The sequence below is a fragment of the Paenibacillus sp. 01L418 genome (assembly GCF_056400045.1).
On record NZ_JBFTSN010000432.1, the window covers coordinates 1 to 5,239 of the forward strand.

General features: G+C 45.8%; 4 protein-coding genes and 1 pseudogene. All 5 read right to left on the bottom strand.

Going from position 1 to position 5,239, the window contains the following annotated elements; all coding sequences use genetic code 11:
- On the bottom strand, nt 1-1,083 hold a 1,083-nt coding region (locus tag AC1DSE_RS29610), incomplete at its 3' end, for a DUF5696 domain-containing protein (RefSeq protein ID WP_477528651.1).
- Nucleotides 1,070-3,109, bottom strand: coding sequence for a YIP1 family protein (locus AC1DSE_RS29615; protein WP_477511088.1), 2,040 nt, complete (start codon nt 3,107-3,109; stop codon nt 1,070-1,072). The genes AC1DSE_RS29615 and AC1DSE_RS29610, both read right to left, overlap by 14 nt.
- Before the next feature lie 11 nt (nt 3,110-3,120).
- On the bottom strand, nt 3,121-3,993 hold the full coding sequence (locus AC1DSE_RS29620) for a carbohydrate ABC transporter permease (protein WP_477528652.1): 873 nt from the start codon (nt 3,991-3,993) through the stop codon (nt 3,121-3,123).
- A gap of 12 nt (nt 3,994-4,005) precedes the next feature.
- Complete coding sequence (locus AC1DSE_RS29625; protein WP_441909462.1) at nt 4,006-4,893, bottom strand: carbohydrate ABC transporter permease; 888 nt, start codon at nt 4,891-4,893, stop codon at nt 4,006-4,008.
- A pseudogene (locus tag AC1DSE_RS29630) lies at nt 4,890-5,239 on the bottom strand (extracellular solute-binding protein); the annotation flags it as partial. The gene AC1DSE_RS29625 and the pseudogene AC1DSE_RS29630, both read right to left, overlap by 4 nt.

Below are 5,239 nucleotides of genomic sequence, written 5' to 3' on the forward strand. Positions count from 1 at the left end.
CAAGTACGCTTGATACGTCTTGGCCATGCCAACATAACTTGCGTCCTTGCCGCTCAAGAACGTATAGCGAATTTTCATATCCTCTGGATTGCGAGCCTTCTCATAGACGATGACACCGCCAAGTGACCGGCTCGTTGGCTGGAGATATGATTCCCTAGATAGAAATTGTGCCGTCGTCCAGTTGTATGGCGTATTGACTCCATTCGGATACGCAACGATTTTGGCATTATATTGACCATTCTCTACGATGCCGAATAGTCCGTTGCCGCCTTCAGCGTGAACCATTCCGAATACGGGATATTGCACGGTGAGCGGCGGATTTGTGAAAATATCACGGTTAACCGTTTCGATGCCTTCGTTCGTGCCATAAATCTTCGCTTCATACGGGATTTTGAATTTCCCCTTATTGTCTGCAAGCCGGATTATTGCACCTGATCCATCTGGAATGAACATATAACCATTTACTTCATTAGCCTTAGTCGCTCCAAGGAACGGATAAACATATACGGACCCAAGCTTCGTTTTATTTCCCTCAAGAATGCTTTGCTGTGGAATCCGAACCACCAATTGATCCTTCTCCAGCGATACATGCAGCTCCATTCCAAGCTTCAGATCGTTTAAACGAATAATCGCTTTAAATCCTTTTTCAAGCGACTCGAGGGTTATCKATTTATTCGCTTGAGAGACAAGATCCGTTCGCGTTGCATTCGGCTTGCTCTCTTCGAAATAATCAAGAGACAATCCCGATGCCATAAAATTTTTCCAAGATTCATTGGATTCCGTGTCGATGATTTCGGAAGACCACATGTAGCCTGAGCGCTTATCCTTCACTTGAATGGACAAGCTTTGTTCTTTGAGATACAGCTCAAGATGTTCATTCTCCGCCACCTTGCGATAATCGGAGGATAACTTTGACCCTGCCTCTTCATGATCAGGAAACGCGGACTGCAGCTCCGAATCTGGAATCGCACCCGTCTCCCTGCTAGAGCGGCCGTTACCAAAAAACAGGACATATACGATGGCAATGGCTGCAGCTATGATGACGGCGGTTACGACTGGTCTAATCCATTTAGAGTTCCGCACGTATCATCAGCTCCCGTATGACAGAATAAACAAAATCAAATACCTGATCGAGCAGCACATACACAATAAATGCAACTAAGCTCAGAATCAGCATGCCAAATAAGGTGATCAAAATATTGCGAATCGTCTCGCGGACCGTGTAGTCATGCACTTCCTTCACCATAATAAATAGGAGAACCGCACACCACACGACGATGATGTTGCTTGAGAAGCTGTACAGGAACGCGTCATTGTTCGTCAGTACATTCGAGACGATGACGATGATAGGGCTGAACAACAAGTACGGTGCCATAGCATAAATGGTACCTTTGTACACTTCTGAAAATTTGCCCTCGCCTTCATTGATTGTACTCACCAAGTAATTCGCGATAATCCACAGCGCAATCGGCGCAAATACTTTGGCAATCTCCTTCATCAAAATCAAGCTGGAAGGCTCCACGTTGTTGAATATAAAGCCGGTGTAATAAAGTGCAAACACATATTCGGCAAAGAAAAGCACATACAAGAACGACGCGGACCAAAGGGAAACCTTCCGTTCCTCCTTGATGCCATAAAAGCCTTCAAAAGGGCTTTTAATAAATCGGGAAACAAACATAACATGCCGAATAAACGCTGCTGAGAAAACTTGCTCTTTCAACCGAATAACGGAATGAAATACCCCTGTTTTCCGCTGCAGCCAGCGCACCAATATCCGCAGCACGAACAAAATAATTCCGACATACAGCACATAAATCAAGTTGTTTTGCAGCCAGCGATTGCGAATTTCCCAGAAGGCATTGGAATACCCTTCCTTATCGTTCGCAATAACATATTCCTCGATCGCTTCCGCATATAATTGCTGCTTGTAGTAGGCATCTGCCAGTCCTTTATGCGCAAGGTCGAACAAGTTGTTTTTGTTCAGCACCTGACTCCACGGCTCACGGCTCTTGACGTAGTGCCCTTCCTTATAAAGCTCAAGCGCGTGATGAACCATACTCGTAAACTCGGTTGGCTTAAAGATTTGAATATTATTTCTTTCCTTGTCGACGACATAAATATTTTCGCCTGCATCTACTGCAATGCCAGCCGCATTAATGAACATGCCGATCCGCGACTTCCCATCATCGGGTGCACCGAACGAGAACAGCAAATTGCCCTCTGTGTCATATTCGAAAATAATGCCGGTTTGGCTAATCGTATAAATGTTGCCGCTCTTCGAAATAAATAGATCTGTATACAGCGGATGAAAAGTCATATCCGCAGGCAATAAATTGAAGCCGGAAATATTAAATCGTTTGACAGATCTTCCCTCGTCGCCTTGGGTTATCGTATAAATTAACCCCTTCTGATCAATGTCGATGCTTGTAGCAGAAGGCGGTACATTTTTGAATAACTTCGCTCGCTGTGCATCGGTAAACAAAAATCGCTCCAGCATAATACGAAAGCTCGCTTTGGATTCATTGCTGCCAAAATAGCCAAGAAAATCGCCATTTGAGCTCATCTGCACGACGCCGTTAGTCGATCCCTCGCTTATGATATATACGTTTCCGCGCTTATCGACCGTCACCTTCATCGGCTTAAAGGGATTGTTTTTGCCAAAGAGCGGCGATTCCGGCCTCGCAAAGATTTGCTTTACCGCATGGTCAGCGCCAAATTTAACGACTTGATTAAGTCCGCTGTCCGCTGCGTACACATCGCCTTTATGGTCAACGAATACACCAACCGGCGTCTGCAAAACCTCTTCACCGATGACCCGTATGAATTGCCCCTCGTCATCGAGGACCACGATACGATGATTGTTCGTATCTGCAACATAGATTTGGTTGCGCGCATCGATATAAATATCGGAAGGCCCGGAAAACTCAAGATCTCCTACCTTCTCTATTGAACCTGCTGGATGATATGCATCCTGCGTTCGTACAAATTGCCTGTTATGGTCTTCCGTATAGGTCTTGTAAGGCGCTTCAGCGAGCACCATGGATGAGGAATCAAGCCATAGGAAGACGGCGAGAACAAGCAACAAAACCTTGCCGTTAATGTTCTTCATCGGAGTCTCCTCTATTTCAGTCCTGAATGCGCCATTGTGTTCATCACTTTGCTTTGCAGCAGTATAAAAATGACGAGGTTCGGAACGAACATAAGCAGCGATGCAGCTGCCGACATGCCTTGACCCGCGATGGTGTTGCCGGACCCCGACGCAACCGAGCTCATGAAGAACGATAATGTCTTCAAGCTTTCATCGTTGACATAATAATTTGAAGTCTCGACATTGTTCCATACCGCCTGAAAAGCAAGAATGGCGACTGTAGCAAGCGCGGGCATAATGACAGGTACAATGACCTTCCTGAATACCGTAAATTCACTCGCTCCATCGATAATGGCCGCTTCCTTCAGCTCCTCGGGCACTTGATCAATAAATTGCTTCAGCAGGAACAGCCCAATTGGCATGGCCAGCAGCGGCAAAATATGAGCAAAATAAGTGTCCAACATACCGGTCTGATCTACGACCAAGTAGCGCGGAATTTGTACCGCGATTGGCACGAACATGAGGGCAAGCGTGTTTACCTCAAACAACACCTTGCGCAGCTTGAATTTCATCTTGGCCATTGCATAGGCAGCCAACGCGCTAATAAATACCGAAAAGAACATGACAGAGATCGTTACGAGCAAGCTGTTGAATATAAAACGGCTGAACGGAATACCTGATGTCGACGTCGTAAAAAACAAATCTCTAAAGTTATCAAATGTCGGCTTCTGTACGAGAAAGCGCGGCGGGAATGCAAACAGCTCATCAATCGGCTTGAATGCATGCGAGATGATAAATATGATTGGCAKCATCATAAAAAACGCCAAAGGAATAAGAATGGCATAAAATTTCAGCTGACTTTTGTGAAACTTGGTCGGATTAACTTTTGTACCTTGATAAGACAAAACTTGCACCCCCTACTCTTTCTCACCGAATAATTTCCACGAAAGCTTAGACAGCATATATACCCCGATCAGCAGCACAACAGAAATCGCGCTCGCATACCCCATCTCATAGCGAATGAGGCCATAATCAGCAATATGGTTGACGATCAACTGCCCTGAGTTTTGCGGCGTTGGGTTGCCGCCTGATAACTGAACACCAATCTCACCGGCTTGGAACGTTGTTACAACCGCCATGACCGCGCCAAACAGCATCTGCGGCCTCATCGAAGGAATCGTAATATAAATAATTTCTTGAAAACGATTCTGGATTCCATCGATATAACCCGCTTCGTATATCGTTTGATCAATGTTCAGAACACCTGCAAGCATGGCAAGGAAACCAACTCCCATGCTGCTCCATAATGACACGACAATCATGATCGTCATCAAATATTCCGGTGACTGCAGCCACTGTATAGGGGCGTTGATCAGCCCTAAATTAAGCAGCAAGGAGTTAATATATCCCGCTTGATCGCCGCTGAATATAATCGTCCATACGACCGACATCGCTACTCCCATTGTCATCGAAGGAGAATAAATAATAAGGGCAAGAATGGTGCGCGGCTTGCTCGGAACTTGTGCCAGCATCCAAGCAAGCAGAAATGAAATGACATAGCCGCCCGGTCCTACGATCAAAGCAAACTTTATCGTGTTGGGCAGAACATTTTGCATAAAGATTTCATCGTGCGTAAGCAGATCGATATAGTTTTTGAAGCCGATCCACTCCGGCGCCTCTACCGTATTGAAATAAGTAAGGGAGAGGCCTGCCGCTACCACTACCGGGATAATAATAAACGTGCCGAACATCAAAAGATAAGGCGTCAGAAATAGGTAAGCCTCATTAAATCTGCGTGTCTTCATTTTCGCTCAACCCACTTGTCTATCGATGATATGGTCGGAACCGGATACGGCCTGATCATTTTGCCATTCGCATAATAGCCGAACTCTTCCATCTTCCGCATGATTTCACGATTAGTCCGTACTACAGCATCATCAATGGCCGTTCGCGGATTATCCCCGTTAAAGACAACCCTGTTCCAAACATTGCTAATTTCCCGCTCGACCATATAAGCGCCTGGCACGCGAGAAGGTTCTCTCACCCATTTGAACTGCTCGGAAATAACCTCTTTGTCTTCCTCTGGCCATGGTACCTGCTCGAGCGCTTCCAGATTGGCCGTGTTCCACATGAATGTCATGCCATAGGTAG